General features: G+C 43.6%; 11 protein-coding genes. All 11 read right to left on the reverse strand.

Translation table 11 applies throughout. The features are described from left to right. Nucleotides 1–139 precede the first annotated feature (139 nt). Entirely contained in the window at nt 140–1,765 is a 1,626-nt protein-coding gene (gene aceB, locus HXY43_RS09345) for a malate synthase A (protein ID WP_290882582.1), read from the reverse strand. A 1,429-nt stretch (nt 1,766–3,194) separates the two neighbouring features. Then, entirely contained in the window at nt 3,195–3,563 is a 369-nt protein-coding gene (locus tag HXY43_RS09350; protein WP_290882585.1) for a CopG family ribbon-helix-helix protein, read from the reverse strand. 470 nt (nt 3,564–4,033) lie between these two features. Continuing rightward, nucleotides 4,034–7,789 (reverse strand): DUF3574 domain-containing protein, encoded by a 3,756-nt coding sequence (locus tag HXY43_RS09355; RefSeq protein WP_290882588.1) that lies wholly within the window; start codon nt 7,787–7,789, stop codon nt 4,034–4,036. Nucleotides 7,790–7,834: 45 nt separating this feature from the next. After that, on the reverse strand, nt 7,835–7,999 hold the full coding sequence (locus HXY43_RS09360) for a hypothetical protein (protein ID WP_290882591.1): 165 nt from the start codon (nt 7,997–7,999) through the stop codon (nt 7,835–7,837). A 595-nt stretch (nt 8,000–8,594) separates the two neighbouring features. Next, nucleotides 8,595–8,933: an SDR family NAD(P)-dependent oxidoreductase gene (locus HXY43_RS09365; RefSeq protein WP_367161474.1), complete on the reverse strand. Its 339-nt coding sequence runs from the start codon at nt 8,931–8,933 to the stop codon at nt 8,595–8,597. Between the two features lie 75 nt (nt 8,934–9,008). Continuing rightward, the gene (locus HXY43_RS09370) at nt 9,009–11,933 is read right to left on the reverse strand and encodes an NHLP bacteriocin export ABC transporter permease/ATPase subunit (protein WP_290882593.1); all 2,925 of its coding nucleotides are present in this window, start codon (nt 11,931–11,933) and stop codon (nt 9,009–9,011) included. Nucleotides 11,934–12,247: 314 nt separating this feature from the next. Then, nucleotides 12,248–14,626, reverse strand: a complete 2,379-nt coding sequence (locus HXY43_RS09375; RefSeq protein ID WP_290882595.1) for an NHLP family bacteriocin export ABC transporter peptidase/permease/ATPase subunit — start codon at nt 14,624–14,626, stop codon at nt 12,248–12,250. A gap of 158 nt (nt 14,627–14,784) precedes the next feature. After that, nucleotides 14,785–16,224 (reverse strand): NHLP bacteriocin system secretion protein, encoded by a 1,440-nt coding sequence (locus HXY43_RS09380; protein ID WP_290882597.1) that lies wholly within the window; start codon nt 16,222–16,224, stop codon nt 14,785–14,787. A 181-nt stretch (nt 16,225–16,405) separates the two neighbouring features. Further along, the gene (locus tag HXY43_RS09385; protein ID WP_290882600.1) at nt 16,406–17,503 is read right to left on the reverse strand and encodes a cyclic nucleotide-binding domain-containing protein; all 1,098 of its coding nucleotides are present in this window, start codon (nt 17,501–17,503) and stop codon (nt 16,406–16,408) included. 249 nt (nt 17,504–17,752) lie between these two features. After that, on the reverse strand, nt 17,753–17,950 hold the full coding sequence (locus HXY43_RS09390) for a hypothetical protein (RefSeq protein ID WP_290882602.1): 198 nt from the start codon (nt 17,948–17,950) through the stop codon (nt 17,753–17,755). A 105-nt stretch (nt 17,951–18,055) separates the two neighbouring features. After that, nucleotides 18,056–18,301: a CTB family bacteriocin gene (locus tag HXY43_RS09395; RefSeq protein WP_290882604.1), complete on the reverse strand. Its 246-nt coding sequence runs from the start codon at nt 18,299–18,301 to the stop codon at nt 18,056–18,058. Between the last annotated feature and the right edge of the window lie 141 nt (nt 18,302–18,442).

Consider the following 18,442-nt stretch of genomic DNA (forward strand, 5'->3'; position numbering starts at 1 on the left):
ATTCTTTTTTCACCACCCTCCGGGTTCGCCAGTCCCCCATCTCGGCAGAAGCCAAGACGGGGGCTGGACTCACCAAGACACAAAGACACCAAGAAAAATCCATTTCCAAGACTCACACCTTGACGGGGGTAGAGTAATCTCAAAAGCTGACAAGATACCGATAGGCGGGCAGTGTCAGGAACTCCTCAAAGTTATCGGCAGTAACAAGCCCTACGAACAAATCGATCGCTTTGTCAAAGGTTGCTTGCCAAGGGCTGTGAGCGGCAATTTCTTGGCGCAATGCTGCGATCTCTTCGTCAAGAATGGCTTGGAAAAGGGAGCGATCGACGGTACGACCGTCTTCTAGCGCTGCGTTGTGATGGAGCCATTGCCAAATCTGGGCACGGCAGATTTCCGACGTAGCTGCATCTTCCATCAGGTTAAACAAAGGTACGCAGCCGGAACCAGCCAGCCAGGATGTCAGGTACAAGATACCAACCCGAATATTATTCCGCAGTCCAGTTTCGGTGATTGCTCCCGTTGGTACAGTCAGCAGATCTGCTGCCGTGATGGTGATGTCGTCTCGTAAAACAGACAGCTGATTGAGACCAGACATTTTGCTGTCGAACACTTCACGGGCAATGGGAACGAGGGCAGGGTGTGCCACCCAGGTTCCATCATGCCCATCTCCGGCTTCCCGTTCTTTGTCAGCCTTGACTTTAGCAAGGGCTGCTTCATTGGCAGCGGGGTCTGTTTTTATGGGGATTTGAGCCGCCATACCCCCCATTGCAAAGGCACCCCGTCGGTGACAAGTTTTGATCGTCAGCAGGCTATAAGAGCGCAAAAAATGAGTCGTCATCGTCACCTGATGGCGATCGGGCAAGACAAAATCGGGCCGATTGCGAAACTTTTTAATAAAGCTGAAAATGTAGTCCCAGCGGCCGCAATTTAGCCCCACAATGTGATCGCGCAGGGTGTGGAGAATCTCATCCATCTCAAAAGCAGCAAGGATGGTTTCGATCAAGACTGTGGCTTTAATTGTGCCAACGCTGAAGCCAAGCGCTTCTTGAGCTGCGACAAAAACCTCATTCCACAAGGCCGCTTCATGCCTGTTTTCCAGTTTTGGCAAATAGAAATAGGGGCCGGAGCCGTTTTCCAGTAGCTTGTGGGCGTTATGGAAAAAATACAGTCCAAAATCGAATAACGAGGCTGACATGGGCTGACCATCGACTAGAATATGCTCTTCTAGAAGATGCCAGCCACGAGGGCGAGCAATCAAAACGGCTGTTTTTTCATTGAGTTTGTAGGTTTTGCCAGTTTTGCGATCGCTAAATTCGATGGTGCGGTTGACAGCATCGCGCAAATTAATTTGACCGGACACCATATTGTCCCAGGTGGGACTATTGGCATCTTCAAAATCAGCCATAAACACATTAGCCCCAGAGTTTAGGGCATTGATGACCATTTTGCGATCGCTCGGCCCGGTAATTTCAACACGGCGATCTTGCAAATCTGGGGGACTTGGGGCAACTTTCCAGTCACTATTGCGTATCGCTGCTGTTTCGGATGGAAAGTCGGGTAGCCAACCTGCATCAAGTTGTTGCTGGATCGTTTCTCGCAGTTTGAGCAGGCGCGATCGCTCAGCACCAAAGCGACGCTGGAGCATGGCAATAAAATCTAGCGCTTCTGTAGTCAAAATTTCAGCATATTCCGCCGAAACTTTGCCGCGAAGTTCTATGCCATTTGCTGGAGATTTGTTTCTTTGGACAGAGACGGTGGAGGCCATATTACTTCTCACTTTTTTGAGTACTACTTATCTCCACTACTTCGGCAGTTTTGCTCAACTTTTAGTTAATAAAATGAGTTTGAGAAGTAGGGAGATGAGATAGTTAAGTTGAGTTTGGCTTGCTCACTCAACCTAACTACCCAAAAGCGTATTTGAACAGTTGCAAAATGCCATGCTAAACAGAAAAATAGCGTAGCAAAGCATCTCGAACTATTGTGTTCAGCTTGAGGTTATAAGTCCTTCACGATCGCTTTGCAAATCTTCCATTTTTTCTAATCAGAATGGCAAAAGGCTTTTTCAACACTTTGTTGCTTAGGATTTGTTACCTAAAAATTCCTAAGTTAGGAATAGCCGAAAACTAATTTTTATCCTATCAATTTATTCTATTAAATCAAAAATCATTTTCAAAAAATATCAGGTAAAACTTCACATTTATTAACGTTATTTATCTATATATCTTGAAGGTTATGTTTTGACCTTTTATCTACTTCTGCTGATAGAAGCTATAGCAGTAAATATATCTCAGACATTAAAATTTTTAGTCTTTTAAGCCGCAAAAATAATGTATGTATGACAGTGTATGACATTCTTTTAGCTGTCATAATCTAGATAAAATAAGTGTCATACAGTACTGTGTGACACCTATTTTATTTTTCTAATGCTAAGAAATAACTATCAGGTAAACGCTAGAGCCTGAAACTTATTTCTTAATTTTTTCACCAATTTATTTTGGATAAAAATTTAAAATTGAGATATAATTAGATGCTGATTCATTTGGAAGTGAGATGTTTTATTGACAGGCATCAAAACCTAACTCAATCATGTCTATTGCCATCTAAAATAAAATCAGAGCAAATACGAGAATAAAAATGAATAAATATATACGGGAAAATTCAAACAAAATATAATTGCTTAAATTTCTATAAAAATAGAAATTATTTTTTGAGTTATTTTTTTGATTTACATACATGTATTTATATATTTTTAAATTTGTTTGATTTTCCTTGCTTAATACTAATTCTCTTTAATCATGAAACATATTTTTTTGTAGAGACGTTGCATGCAACGTCTCTACAAGATTTATATGTATTGCAATCAACATGAAATGGTATAAGTTTAATTAAATATTGATAGCTAATAATCTACTCCTTTTCCGTTTTTAGATTACTAAAAAATTACAGGGTGTGTTAGCTGACCTAACACACCCTAAAAAATATACTGGGAAAAGGGCAAAAGGAAAAAGTTAAAGGCATGTAAAAACGACTCCCCTTTACTTTTACGCTTTACCCTCTGGCAAAATTAACTTTTGCTAGATGTCTAATAGATACTTTTCAAGTAGAAAAGCAGGAAGCCTGCTACTACTAAAAATTTATTGTTAATGTCTATTGTGATTGTGGTCAATAATGTTACTTGTGTCCAAAAGTAGCTATTATTTCGCACCAAACCATATGTCAGTGAGCTTCTTCATATATGAAAAATAATCGAACCACCAATCTATGTACTCTCGTATAGGGGGTTCTATGTCCTGAGAGTGCTGTGTAGCAAGTTCTATATCCTTAGGGTACTGTTGGAACACTTTCTTAATTGGCTGTTCGTCAAGCTGTTCATCAATTTCCAGAGTGCTTGTATAGCTAGACTCGTGTTGCTCTAAATATTGGGCGATCGCATCTAAAATAACTTGAGAGCGATTCGGATTTTTTCCGGCTCGACGAGAGGGGTAAAGTTTCTGCGCCAGTAGATCAATGCGCTTGAGTGTCTCAGGTGGGATGCGGATAGATACTTGGGGGGAATTTGCCATTTGTCTTAACTTTCACCTCATGCATCTGGATGTTGTATCTCACAGGTTGATAGAGAAACAGGACACCCTGGAGGTGCTTTATCCAATAGTGCACAATCTATTTTTAACCTACAGATAAATTATTTTAACGTATGGCTGCAATGGTCTTGCCACACTGCTGTACGGGCGAGTTTGACCAAATATTTCGCCGCGAAGGATGGTAGCAAACCCGCCTCTAACTCCTAGACACTGTTTTATAACAGTTTTATATGGAATGCTCTAATTTGGTAAAAGTTTTAGACAATGAGGCACGCGATCGCTGGTTTTCTCCTAAGGGCGATCGCTAATCATAAATTAATAATAAATTAATAATAAATTACGTATCTAAGTGCTGGACAAAAACAGAATTGTTAGGAATAGGGAATAGAGCATAGGTAAAAAACCTTACACCTTGCACTTTTCCCTTTTTCCCTTACCCTTTACTTATTGCCTTAGGCAAAAACAAAGTTTGCCTGGGTGAGACTGTTTGCCTGAATTCCCAGTAGCACAGCTACATCTTGACCAAAGACTTGGATGACTGCGTCGTTACCTTCTTGGCGAGTTGTCCAATCACTGCCAAGAGACTCAAAGGTAAAACTGGTACCATCCAAGCCAATCACATCTCCCTCTGCACTATTAAAATCAGTGATAGTATTTGGTTTTGCTGGCAAATTTGTTTCATTGCTAACAATCCAAAATTGATCGGCTCCCTCACCACCAGTAACAATGTTTTCACCCCTGCCAATGTCAGCATATAACTCATCGTTACCTGGCGTACCAAATATGGTTTTGGGAGTGAGGGCAGTAATTTCTTCGTCGATGACTTGCACTACTCCAGCTCCATTAAATTTTTCCTGATAAGCTGTCAGCACCTCATTGATGGCATCTTCGTTTGTCTGGGTGTCTTCCAAAATCAGGGTAACAACCTTGGATGGCTCTTTGAGAATGCTGCCGTCCTCATCCCGCACTTGTCCTTGGGCATCAAACGTAGTTAAACCCGCGAAACGAGGCGAAACAAACTCATCCAGAAATCGCTGAAAATCCTGCTCGGAAACTTGTCTAGCGTTGGGAATATTGCGTCCAAAGTAAAGGTCTGCCTGGATAAGTTCTGGTGTGGGGTCATTATCAATTACGTCCTCAGCCGGGCCGAAACTAACTTCGATATCCTCGTTGACAACTTGCAGGACGCTTTGCTGCTGGAACTCGTCGATGTATGCCTGAACAACTTCTTGAAGGGCATCTTCATTATTTTGAGTGTCCTCAAAAAGGAGCGTGACTACCTTGCTTGGTTCCTCAACCACTGAACTTGTGTCATCCAAGAATCGTCCTTCGGCGTTAAACACGGTTAAACCGGTGAAACGAGGAGTAATACTTTTGTCTAAAAACTGACTAAACTCCTGTTCAGAAACTTGTCCACCTGTAGAAATATTGCGCCCAAAGTACAAATCTGCTTGAACAAACTCCGGTGTGGGGTCATTGTCAATCAAATCGTCGGTTAGCTCAAAGCTGACTTTAAGATCATCGCTATTGGTAACTTGTAGGGTTCCGGCTCCTTTAAATCGCTCATTGTAAGCGGCTAGTACTTGGTTAACAATGGTAGCGTTTTCGGGTGTGTTCTCCAAAATCAGGGTGACGACATTGGATTTTTCTTTATTGATGTCGCCATCTGCATCTTTCACCTGTCCTCTGGCATCAAATAGGGTTAATCCAGGAACGAGGGGTGCGATTACCTCATCAACGAAGGCTTGAAATTCTGCATCCGATACTTCTGCGCCACCGGGGATATCACGTCCGAAATATAGATCCTGCTGGGTAAAAGTAGGAGTATCAGAGGGTGGTTCTGCTTCAGATTTGGGCGTTCCTAGGCGAGGATCGAGGTTGAGGGGAGTAGACAATTCAACCTTGATTAATTCATTGTTATCTGGTTCTGATAGATTGCGGATTGCGTTGAATGGATAGTTGTTGTCGTTGGCAAGCAGGATAGTATTTTCGTCAACAACCAAAATATCTTCGATAGTGAGAAAAGGGAAAGTAAAGACGTCGCTGCCATCGCCATTTAGGTCGTTGGGATCGGCAATATTAAGCAAATCAATTACTTCCTCTTTCTGGAGGTAGCCCTGCTCGTTGGTTTTGGTAACATCAATTTTGAAGACTTTCTTGAACTCCGCCTCTGCTCCGAATTTTTCATCGCGCTCGATGATTAAGAATTCAGTATCGTTGATGGGAGTTGCATCGCCGATTGCATGGTCGGAATTGTCTACTTGATAGTAACCAGCCAAATCGTGGCTAAAGGACTTAGACGCAACATCAAATTTGTAAACACGTCGAGAATCTGTCGGGTCGCCAGTAACATATCCTTCTAGTATGGGATAGAGCGTTTGGCGATCGGGACTGTAACTCATCGCCTCAAAGCCACGCGATCGCGCGAGATTATCGATCGCTTTGTCTTGTTTTACTGCTGAGTTTTGGGGAGAACTAACTTCATCTGCCGTGACTTTGTCCTTAGCAGCAACTCCATCATCGACAAAATCGGTGAAGTAGCCGTCTACACCCAAGCGAATAAACTGCTCGTACTCCAATTCTGGGTTGCCCTTGTAGTCAGCTAACAGATAATAGTCATCACTGCGGAAGGTATAAGGATGCACTAGTAACCCAGCTGCATGAGCATCGTCAACTAGAGAAGTTGGCTCACCCGCAAATCGATCGGCATCGCTAATTTCTCCATCCCCGTTAATGTCATCTGCTTGACCATCGCCATTGTTATCAACAGTTGCAGCGGGTACAATCAGACGTTTGCTAGGGCCGATTCCCTCTGCATAGGTTGCAATTTCTGTCAATCCTTCTGGGGCGATCAGGTCAGCGTAGGTTTGATCAATTCCGTTGTAAACGTAGTCGTAGGGAGCACCGCTACTATCAATTAGCTGCACTAGTGGTATATCAACTCCAGCAGCTGGCATGATTTCGTTTTTAAGCTGCTTGAGATTGGAAACCTCAAAGGATTGAATAAAAACGCGATCGGGATCGGTAAACTCGTTGGCAACGAGAGTATCAATCAGCAGTTGGGAAGTATCGATGTTAATAGGAGTGCCATCGAGATACTTGCCTGTCTCGGTAAAGTAGGTGGGGTGCTTGGTTTCGGGATAAATGCCAAGTTTCTTCCCTGTTTCGGCTTCATACTCTTTGACAAAGTTAATGTACTCTGCCAATGTGGGGATTTGGAAGAAGCCATCATAGTTGGTGCTTTCAGGGCGGATCTCTGGAAGACGCTCGACTGCTCGCAATTCCTTAATTTCAGCGAGTGTGAAATCTTCGGCGAACCAGCCGGTAATAGATTCTCCATCTACAACTTTCGTAGTTAGGCGATCGCCAAACTTCTCAAAATTAGCGACGTTGGTTGTGGCTTCTTTGATAACGGGCTTGCCATTCTCATCGTAAATAATATTACCGTTCTCATCAGTCTCCACACTTGCCAACACAGGCTCATGGCGGACGATTAAAACTCCATCCTTAGTTACCACCAAGTCAGGTTCGAGAAAGTCTGCTCCGAATTCAGCACCCAAGTTGTTAGAAGCAATTAAGTCTCCGCCGAGGTCGCCGATCGTATGTTCTGGACGGATTCCAGGTGCACCGCCTCTGTGACCGATGACGATGGGATCTTGTCCGCCGAGAGTATCGAGTGGGTAAATATTCGGGGTGGCAATGGGAGGATCAATTAGCACACCATTGCGATCAAAATGCAGCAGATAGGGCCCGAATTCTTCACCAACCCAAATCGTCCCATCCTCAGCCAAAACAATCGATTCCGGATCGAAGTCAGCCCCTGTCAACTGGCGGTCTGGTGATGTTTCGTTGACGATTTGCCACCCAATCAGATTATTGGGGTCGGATAGTTGAATAAATTCAGTCGACTCTGCATTGCCGTTGCCATTATCAACTGTTTTGAAATCAGGATCGACTTTGTGAATTCGCAGCAAATAATCAGCACTATTGGTCTGACTGCCAAAGCCGTTGTCTGATAAAAACCAGTAGCTATCTGAATCAGCAAACTGAACACCACTGAAACCTTGGACGGGTTGTCCTGGGAATGGGCCAGTACGCCCATTACTAGAAATGGGTTTGCCTGTGCCATCATTTGCACCAGAAGGTGAACCGTCGGCAAAGGTATCTGCCGGAAGATAGGAAAATCCAACTAAAGTAGGTTTGTTCATAGGTAAAGGTTTTTGAGTTAAGTCTGCTCACACTAAACTGCAATCTCAAGAAGGAGCGATCGCGATATCTTGGCGATCGCCCACTAGTCGATAGAGTGGATCGGTAGTGAGCGGCCAAAATACCTGTGCATCTTTGGGATTATTTATATAGCTGCCAAATGCAAAAGCATCGTCACCGTTCCGCTTTGCCTTTTCTTGCAAGGCTCCCATGCACCAGGGCGCACGGCAAAGAATTAAAATCTCTCTTCCCTGTTAAGAGTTCCCTATTTTCAAGACAGCTATTTGATGTTTCTTTAAATAAAAACTTTACTTGGCACAAAAGTTAAAATTGACTATATGGATAGTCAGTAATAAATAGAGTATATTCCTTAACCTTGTATATAACAATGATTTAAATGCACCTATCTTTATATGAAAAAAGATAGAATTCAATCTGATAATTTTCACTGGCAAAACGTATATATAGCAAGCAAAATTCAAAAAAAACATGTTGCTTAAACTTAGTGACCTGTTTAGTTTAAAATTGCTGCTTTCAAGAATAATATATTTATTGGTTAATTTTCAGTAATAGTTTCATTAACTTTATATTAATACTAATTGTGATTGAAATTACTGCTTATAGTAGACTATAATTAACTGTTTGCTATTTATAGTAGACTATAATTAACTGTTTGCTATACAGTGGAGTTCAGCGATCGCCTATCACTTCCGCTGCCTTCGCTAGCGGACAGAATTGCCCATATCTCTTTCTCAGGCGTTGCTGATTTGAAGTATGAATATGATGTTGTCATGCTGTAGACGCGCTTTATTCGGCTTCCCGCAGGGTGTGTAGCAACGCCCTTTCTCCAGACATGTCAGGCCGGGCGTTGCTTACGAAAATGTCGAGTTTGCCGAACTTATCTTGAACTTGGTTAAACATGCGGCTGATGTCCTCTGGGTTTGACACATCGGCTTGTACCAAAAAACCATCCAAAAAACCATCAGCGCCCTGCTCTCGTACTTTTAACAAGGTATCGTTAGCAGCCTCTTCATTTTTGTAATAATGAATTGCGATGTTGACACCATGCTTTGCTAATTTTATGGCGATCGCTCTACCGATACCACGTGAACTCCCTGTTATTAGGGCATGTTTACCTAATTTCAGATTTTTTACTAATTTCTAGAATTAATTTATACTGTCAAGCCCGGGATCGGATCGCAATAGCGATCGCTGTCTATATCAAAGCATCTGCCGCGCCATGAGTTGAGCAAACAGCCCTTGTTGTTTTGCCAGTTCGTCGAAACTTCCTTGCTGTACTACTCTACCGTCCTGAAGTACATAAATGCGGTGAGCATTACGGATGGTGCTGAGTCGGTGAGCGATCGCTATTCTAGTCACTTGCAATCTTTCCAAGCTTTCACTGACAATTGCCTGAGTTCTGTTATCTAAAGCACTAGTAGCTTCATCAAACAGCAGAATCCGGGGTTTTAATACTAGCGCTCGGGCAATTAATAAACGTTGCCGTTGTCCACCAGAGAGGTTAGTGGCTCCCTCACTAACAACAGTGTGCATACCCATTGGCATAGCTTCAATATCATCCGCCAAGCCAGAAGCCCGCGCTGCTTCCCAAGCTTCCTCCATTGTAATCATGGCACCGCTGGCAATGTTATCAAAGATGGAACCGGACATCATGCGGCTATTTTGCATTACCACACCCAACTGTCGGCGCACAGCATTGACATCCAACCCAGCTAAGTCTTGTCCATCGTAATAAATGGTGCCGGATTCAGGATGGTCAAATCCCAGCAACAAACGAAACAGAGTTGATTTCCCGCTTCCAGAAGGCCCGACTAAGGCAATATATTCTCCTGGCTCAGCTTTGATAGTCACATCATCCAACGTTAGGGGGCCATCATCTCGATAGCGGAAAACCACATGATCTACAAGCAGTTTACCTGATAGCCTGCCAGGGTCGGTTTTGCTGGCAGAGATTTCTGGTACAGCTTCAAGAATTGGTTCGGCACGCTTCCACATCGGCAAAACTTGCATAACGTCCACAATCGTGGTGCTGAGGTTAGTGGCTCCACCAATAAAGCTACCAAACGCAGCATTGAACGCGAGGAAGATACCAGTAGACAAGCCACCACCTTCGGGCGACTCCTGGAGCATACTAGCAGCAGCCCAAAACAGGAGAGCATTTGTGAGCGGTGGCAGGATTTTAGTAATAAAAGTCACGCCATCTTCAATACTCTGGGTTCTGAGCATGAGTTTGAGTTGATGTGTATACTGTCTGCTCCAGTAAGCAAAGGCTCGTGTCTCTGCTCCAGAGACTCGGATTTTTGCTACACCATTAATCAACTGCACCATCAAACCAAAGATTTGTCCTTCTAACTCCAGCAATGGGCGGAACTTACGCACTGTGAGAACGCCAGAGAAAATCGTGACGCCAATATTGACAACTGCGACTAAACAGGCTAATAAAGCGAGTGTTGTACTGTAGTAGAATAGCAGCGCGAGGTTGAGCAGCGAAAAGAAACTGGAGAAGATGCTTTTGAGAACAGTGCTACTTAGTTTCTGGTGGATACTAGAGATGGCACTAACCCGAGATTTCAAGTCACCAACTGAGAACTGACGGAAAAACGATGCCTGCAAATTCAAAAGCCGATCCCATACCGCTGCTTGCGTAGAAGATTCCGCAAAGGTTTGTACTCTGATGATGGCAAATGCCTGAGTGAGGTCAAACAAAGCTTGTCCAAAGGTGACAGCCAAAAGACCTAAGCCTATTTGCATTAATAATCCCCGGTTAGCATCGGGAATGGCGCTGTCGATGAGGACGGCGGTAGCTTGGGGTGTGAGCATCCCTAGCACAGTGGTGCAAACTCCAGCCAAAAGTACATAGATCAGATCTTTGACGTGTCCCCGCAGCGCAAACTGAAGTAAATCCTGGATTTTAAATTTTGTATCGGGAAAAGGTCGATAAAAAACGTAGCCAGTCGGAGTCAGCTTGGCAGCAGTGCGATCATCTACAAGGGTGCGAGTCCGCTCTAGGGGGTCGAAAATCTCGTAGCGGTTGTCAGATTTTGGCAATATTGCCACGGGATGATCGTCTTTAGTGTAGGTCAGGACAGGGCCAGAGTCCTTTTTCCACCACTTATCAGTTAAAGAAATTCGACGCATCCTTACCCGGGAAGCACGGGCGATCGCTTCTAATGGTTCTGCTACCCGTCTGAGGTCTTCCGATTGGGCGGGAGGACAAATCTTAATTCCCAAAGCCCGCCCCACTGCACCAGCAGCAATCAACAGGGCTTGATCTGGGTTATCAGCCGATTTCATCTCTGAGGAAAGAGCTGATTTCCGTACTTCCAGCACGGATGACAGTTCTGACAACGCCTCTTGCATGACATTATAATTGAGACGTTCTCTTTCTTGAAATCTATGTAATTCTGCTGATATTTCCGACTGCTCTAATAAATCAATGCCTTGGAGGAAATAGGTATTAAGTTGGGACAAACTTTCTAAGATAGTATTCCCATTTTGCAGATCTGAGGTGTTTTTAGTGGCAAGTTCAACAATACTATCTGCTTGCAACCACATATCTGCACTCAAAGGCAACATTCCGGATGCAGAAGAAAGTTGCAATTCTTCTAATCCCATCCAGCGAGCATACCCTTCTTGGATTTGCACCCAAGATACAGTATTTGACTGCGGCTGGAAGATATTGCCGTTATTTAGGGAGAAATAGTTAATTCCCTCTGGTTTAACTGGTATTCCTGGGGGAGTAATTTCAGACAGTGCGAAGCCTAGTTGATTCACCCAGTCGTCTACCAAAGCTGCTGCCTCACCATTAGCGCTGGCAATTAATCTGTTAAAATCATCTTTTGACATCTTCAGGAGTTCTGTCTCCTCCATCGATACCGCTAGGATCTGGCGCTGCTCCTCCGTTTGGTTGGGGATTGTAGAGAACATCGCCCCCCCGTCTCCAATAGTTAATAAATAACGGCGAGAACCCTCGGGAACACCATCTTTAACTGCGATCGCAAATAGGGCCAAAGAACCAGATTTGACTAGCCAAACCGTCTGCGGGTCATTTAAAAGTATTGGCTGATTGCCTTTTAATATATATTGTTGTCCTTGTGGAATCACAAAACTGATTTGTTCTAACATCAGTCGCTGCTCCAATTAAAAATAAGAAATTAAAATTTATGTTTGATGTGATTTAAGGCTATGACCAAAATCGTGTTTTAGAAATCGACCACAGATGCACAATAAATAAAAGTTTTTCCTCTGCCTTCCCCCTCTTGTAGGGGGGAATGAGGGGGGTGAACACAGATAGAATTGGTGATTGGTAGTTTTATTACCTATTACCTATTACTGATCTTTATGAATTCACATTAGACGTAAATTATTTTTGACTCTTGACTCTTGACTCTGTACAGACGTGCCATGGCACGTCTCTACAACTCTTGACTCTTGACTTTTTAAAGCGCTCCTCCTTCGCTACGGATCAATTGCAAATATGTACCCTCAACTTGCTTTAATTCGTCATGGGTTCCGCGTTGGACTACTTTTCCTCGTTCGAGGACAATAATTTCATCACAATCTCGGATGGTGCTGAGTCGATGCGCCACAATAATACAAGTACAACCTCGCTGGCGGATTTTCCGGTCAATGATTTTTTCGGTTTCGGTATCGAGGGCGCTGGTAGCTTCATCCATTACTAAAATGGCAGGGTTATTAACCAAAGCCCGGGCAATTTCTAGGCGCTGTCGCTGACCCCCGCTCAAGTTGCTAGCACCTTCTAATAGTTCCGCACCGTAACCCCCTGGCAAGGAGATGACAACATCGTGGATTGCCGCATCTTTACAAGCACGCACCAAATTACTTTCCGGCACAGTAGTATCCCACAGTGTCAAGTTTTCTCGGACACTGCCAGCAAATAAAAAGATATCCTGCTCTACTAACGCTAGAGAATTAACTAACACCTGGCGAGGAATTTCGCTTCTGGGTATACCGTCAAACAGGATTTCTCCCTGCCAAGGTGCGTATAACCCAGCTACCATTTTGGCGATCGTAGATTTACCAGAACCACTTCCACCCACCAAAGCAACTCGTTGCCCTGGTTTGAGTGAGAAGTTAAAATTTTCAATCAAAGGAGCAGCAACGCGATTGTAGCCAAATGTAACGTTGCGTAGCTCGACGTATCCTTGCAATTTGGTCGCGGGAGTAGCAGGCGCAGAGACTGGATAACGCGGAGACGAGGCGACTGGGTCGGGCTGTGAGGTGGATAACTTATCAAAAATATCTTTCATATCCTGGTGTCCTCGTGTCCCCTTGTTTGCTTGTCTCCCTTGTCCTCCTTGTCCTCCTTGTCCTCCTTCCCTTGTCCCCTTTCCCTTGTCCCCTTTCCCTTGTCCCCCTTGTCCCTTATCGACTTGCCGATCTGTCGGGTTTTGTAAAACATCATCAAGGCGAGTGATACTACCTTCTACTTCTTGCAAGTTGCTGCCAAGGGTGATGAGATTATTTACAGGCTGCATAAACTGTTGCATGAGACCTTGAAATGCCACTAGCATCCCAATGCTTAAATGTCCATCAATCACCCGCAGACCACCCACAGCGATCAGTAACATTGAGGCTACCCTAGAGAGAAAAGAAGGCAACACCCCTAAAGCTTGGTTTGTGACGTCCATTTCCTGCTGGGCGTTGATCGATTTGGCATAGTAACCTGCCCACCGGGAGAAAAAATCTGATTCTAAGCCGGATGCCTTAAGTGTTTCCATACTCTGGAGACCAGAAATTGACACTCCGGTAACTTTTCCTTGATCCTGTTGCAATCGCATATTGGCGTCAACACGTCGTCGGGATACCCATTGCAATGCCAGGAGGTTAAAAGCAACAAAAGCTATGCCTATCGAGGTCAGTACTAAGTCATATTGCAGCATGATCGCAGCATAAAAAATTACTGTGATTGCGGCGATCGCTGTCGTAGCTAATTTACCTGAAAGCAAGCTGGCTAAGATGTCGTTGAGCTGGACGCGGCTGCTGATTTCGCCAGCAAACCGTTGATCGTAAAAACTAACGGGTAAGTGTAAAATATGCCACAGGAATTGACTGGACATTCCCACAGACAGCTTGATTTTCATCCGGCGCAGGGACTGCAACTGTAGTAGTGTCAAAAATCCCGTAATCACCGCTGTGAAGATAATCCCCAAAATCAGCGGATTCAGCCATTCTTTGCGACCCTGAATTAAAATATTGTCTACAAACACCTGGGAAAACGCTGGCATCGCCATTCCAGGAATTACCAGCAGCAATCCTGCCACTACGCAATAAACAAGCGCCCCAACAGAAAAGCGCAGCCTTTGCCACAAAGCCAAGAGAATACTGGGTTTGCTTCCCCCTTTTTTGAACTCCGGGCCAGGCTGCATAACCAGCACTACACCTGTGAAGGAATTGCTAAATTCTTCCAAGGAGACGTTGCGCGGGCCGCTGGCGGGGTCATTAAGATAAACTCGATCTTTGTCGAATCCTTCTACCACCAGGAAATGGTTGAAATTCCAAAACACAATGTAGGGACATTGCATTTCCCGCAGTGCGTCCAACTCTGTTTTAAAGCCTTTGGCATTCAACCCGTAGCTTCTAGCAGCAGCGAGAACGTTAGTGGCTTTACTCCCATCACGCGATATACCGCAATCTTGACGGAGTTTTGCTAGAGGTACAATTCGACCGTAATAACCAAGAATAATTCCTAAAGAAGCAGCGCCACATTCCACAGCTTCCATTTGCAGCAGTGTGGGTGTGCGACGCCGGGTATCTTTACGCTTTTTAAATAGTGTTTGTAGTTTTCGCTTTAACATAATTATTGGTCATTAGTCATTAGTCATTGGTCATTAGTTAGTGGTTAGTGGTTAGTAGTTAGTGGTTAGTAGTTAGTAGTTAGTAGTCAGTAGTTAGTAGTTAGTGGGTTATTATTCCACTCTCCCCATCTCCCCATTTCCCCTTCCCCCACTCTTTTCTACGAACTACCTAAAGATTTAAGAATGGGCAAGACAAAAGAAATGGGGGCTTCTTCTTTCACAGTTACTCGCACAGAGGAAGTGGTTCCAGGAGTCATTTTCTGTTCTGGGCCCTTGGAAGAAGACCATTTATAGCCACTGAAGGTTGAGGTGTCTGGTTTAAGTTCGGTCATAACTTGGATCTGAGGTTGCTCGGACACCAGGCTTTGCACGATTTCTGGACTGCCGACCACTTTTGAGGCGCTCTCTTTAGTAACAGGAAAGGGTGAAACATGGGTGACATTGCCGACAATACCGCCAAAGCGTTCTCGCTCGACTGTAGAGGGTGTAATTTGCACTTTCATGCCCTTTTGAACCTTTTTGCCCTCACCAATCGGAAAGAATGTGACACCAACCAACTTGGCGGATGGGTCTTGCGCTTCCATAGTCCCGATTTGGGTTCCTGGAGGCACAATTTGTCCAGGATTGATATTGAGTTCTAAAATGCGTCCCGTATGGTCGCTCTTTACTTGGCTATCGCCATTTAGTTTTCGTTCCAGTTGGGCAATACTACGTTTCAAATCCTGAATTTGATTTGTTCGGGTAGTTGAAGATTGCAAATCTTGCTCAGCAAGGGTTTTTTGTTGAGTGTTTAGTTGTGTTAACTGGGTTTTGAGGGAGGCAATTTGATTAAGATTTTGAAGGTAGGACTTTTGTGCCTGAACTTGACTGATGTCTAGTTGCTTTAGTTGTTGTTTGAGGTCGGCGATTTTTTGGAGACTATTCAGGTAAGTCTGTTCTGCTTCTAACACGGTATCATCTGAAATAGCTCCTTGAGTTTTCAGCCACTGACGCCGCTCAAGTCTCTGCTTGAGGGTAGGAACCAAAGCTTCAGCATCACGCAAACCTTGTTGGATATTTCGTCGCTGCTGGGCGATCGCATCGAGGTTTTTACTCTTAATAACCGGAGTCAGAGCCTGAGCTTGCTGCAATTCTTGCTCTAAGTTTTGGCGCTGTTGGGCGATCGTAATGATTTGCAGTTGGCTGCGTTGATTTTGAAGTGAATTAGCGTTTTGATCCTGCGCTACGAGTTCTGCTAGTTTGGTACGTTGCTGCTGTAGTTGCTTTTGCAGTTCTTCTTGGTCAATTGTTGCTAGCACCTGTCCTTTCTTGACAAAGTCGCCCGCGCGTACATTTACTGCCTTGATTTTCCCCTCAATGTTAGGAAACTGAAACCCCACAACTTTGCTGGGAAAGACAAGCACACCTTTACCCTCAACCGTAATCGGGATACGACCAAAAACACTCCAAGCCAAACCGGATGCAACCAAAGTGCCCATAGCAATCAAAGGTAGCCACTTTGTGGGGCTAATTACTTGCATCAACTGATCTAAGCGCTCAGGTGAAGAAGAATGATCTAAAGCTTGTTTGCGAAACAGATTATTTTTTTGAGGAACCATTTGACTCCATCCCATTTTCCAAAATCTGCATGGCATATGAGGATGGGGATTGCCCATCTGAAATTACATGCCAAGTTATAGGTGTAACAATGTGGTTGTAAATAATGCTTTTGTTCTTTAACGGAGTAGAAAATTTCCGTAAAATGTTAATAGCAAATATGTTACCGAACAGCTGCGATCTTTAACTGCGGCTAATTCTTTTCAGCATCCAGTCAAATCTGGCTCCAGCTAGCGCCACTTGCGCCAAAAAATCGGAATCCAGTTCATTCTCATATTCGAGATTTTCATCCAGCGGCCGATCAGTACTATAACTGAGTCTGCCGTATCCAAGCCGACTAACTATTGCCCGTTGTTTGTCTGCTAAAAGAACTGCCAGCACTCGATAAAAACGGGCAGCAAAACCCACATCATGCAGAAGTTTGGCCGCCAATCGCCAGCGAGGAATTGATAATACTAAGGAGTCTTGCAAGGCTTTCACACTTGTAGAGGGTGGGGGAGCCTCTACAAAGGGGGTTTCTCCGACTATGTCGCCCCGAGACAATCTGGCAAACTCACGTTCTACAGTTTCGCCACCTTCCAAATTAGAAAAGGCACGGGCTAGAGGATTGCGATCGTCCTCGGAGGCGGAAAGTGTCAATTTTCCATCCAGGAGAATATGTAACGCTTCGACAGGTCTTCCGCCAGGAATCAAAACAGTCCCTGCGGGAATTCGGTTTACATCCCCTGCAACAATCAACCAATCGATATCGCTATCATGCAATTCTGCAAAAATAAACAATATTTCTCTGAGTCGGGGTTGGCTGAGGACTAGCGTGCTATGACCGAGTTGATTAACAATCTTTTCTAGTCTGTCTGCAAGCAAAATTGCACTCGCCCGGTAAAGATGGGCAGCAAAACTGAGATCTTGTTTCAGTTTTTTTGCCAACTCCTGTCGCGGAATCGACAAGATCAGAGACTTTTTGAGTGCTTTAACAGTGGTAGAGGGCAGGTATGATTCGATGAAAGGAATTTCTCCTGCGATTTCACCACTTGATAATCTGGCAATTTCACGCCCTGACATTTCACCACCCTCTAAGGCGGCAAAAGCGCGTCCCAATGGATTGTTATCAGGTTGAGATATGGAAACTGTTAATGCTCCATCTAAGAGAATATATAGTGCATTAACAGGTTCGCCTTGACGGATGAGAACTTGACCTGAGTCAATTTCTTCTCTATTACCAGTCTTCAACATCCAGTCAATATCACTATTACTAAGTTCCTTCAGTAGAACTTCTGACATAATTGAACTCTCTTATATTTTCTAAGGGTGTGAGAGCGTTTTAATTGTTAAAAATTTAACAATGGAAATAGAGAGGTGTTGCAGAATGCAAGCATAAAATCGAGCGGTCTTTGTTTGAACCTTTATATAATTATCTGAGGTCGGTTAGGAATTTATGCAGCCAAGAAAGAATGTTATATTTCTTTACAACATTCACTGATTCAGCATTGCCAGCTTAAAACTATAGAATTTTGGTCATAGTGGCATTTTTCAGAAATTCAAGCCAATGAGAGGAATGGCAGAGAAGATTTTATCCACAGACTGAGAAACCGACTGTGTTAGATCATCAGGAACCAAACTAAGTTGATTAGCGACATACTGAGCATTTTCTTTACCACCTGCTAAAGCATCTATTTCCTGTTCAGTTAACTCTATAGCTTGATTATTTGTAGGAAGTTCATCTGACATAATTTTCTCCAAAGTTTATAATTTTTCTAGTCTCTAAAAACAGAGAACTTATTAATAGCTAAATAAATGTTTGATAGATGTTCCCTGTTTTTCAAAAAAGACTACTTAGGTAATAGTTGTATCTTGTATAACAGTAGATTCTGTATTGGTCAATTCGATATGCAAGGCATTAATACTACCTTCTGAATTAACAATACTTACTTGATCTAAGACTAATTTACTTTGTTTGAAATTAAGAAAATTTGTCTGCCTTATTTGATTTTCGTCTCCAAAAAATCCAAAGATACCGCCGGATACTTCATCTAATTCTTGGTCAGACAATTCTATAGGTTTATTAATCTCATCAGACATAATTTACCTCCATTTGTGTATGGTTTACTAGTTGGTAAAAGCAGAGGTTTATAACCTGTTAAACTAATTTTGAGGATGACCTCTGCTGAAAGTTGGGTTAAAGTAATATCATCTATTTGATGATTTGGTTTTGAGCAGAAA

This window comes from Fischerella sp., from assembly GCF_013388695.1.
In the GTDB taxonomy this organism is placed as follows: Bacteria; Cyanobacteriota; Cyanobacteriia; order Cyanobacteriales; family Nostocaceae; genus PCC9605.